This is a genomic window from Thalassobacterium maritimum (genome assembly GCF_031127805.1).
In the GTDB taxonomy this organism is placed as follows: domain Bacteria; phylum Verrucomicrobiota; class Verrucomicrobiia; order Opitutales; family Coraliomargaritaceae; genus Thalassobacterium; species Thalassobacterium maritimum.
Map to the genome: position 1 here is coordinate 1 of NZ_JARXHW010000200.1, position 620 is coordinate 620.

Annotated in this window: 1 protein-coding gene; it reads left to right on the top strand. The window is 40.2% G+C overall.

Annotated features, from left to right (window positions below; genetic code table 11):
* Positions 1-80: 80 nt before the first annotated feature.
* Complete coding sequence (locus tag QEH52_RS20025; protein WP_308952738.1) at positions 81-620, top strand: hypothetical protein; 540 nt, start codon at positions 81-83, stop codon at positions 618-620.

Genomic DNA, 620 nt, shown 5'->3' on the forward strand with positions numbered 1-620 from the left:
GTTAAGCAGAAATGAATTTTTATTTCGACATGATATACCCCGGCAAGCCGTGGCATCACAAAGTAATACGATCAATACAAGTGGACATTCAGTCACAAATTGAACCACTACCGAGTGCCAAACTGCCTCTACTGATAGCAGAGTTCGACATGAACAGAAGCGCTGGGATTGAAATCGTTTCTGGGGCGCAGGGAAAAGATGAATTTTTAAAATTCATCTTTTTCAGTGAAGACTGGGGAGATATGACCGATGCGAAAAAGAAGGCAACCAACCAGCTACTAAGCGGCATTGAATCTATTATTCCAGGGACTAAACTGATTTCGGAATCTGACAGGGTTCACGTGAAGAAGAAAAAAGTAACAATTAAAGAAGATGGGCTAAACGATTTGTTTATCACAGTGAAACATATGAACTATGAAGCATTTTCTCAAAAACTCGAAGAGTTCGAATCTCACTTCGAAAATTTCAAACACGCAGAAGTCTGCGGGTCGGGATATGGTTCTGGTGGAGGAAATATTGATCTCACCTACAGAGATTATACCAAGATAGAAAATAAGGTCCTTTCAACGTTGGAAGCAATCGGCATCCTTGACTACCAACTATCAAAAAAAGAGGCTTAA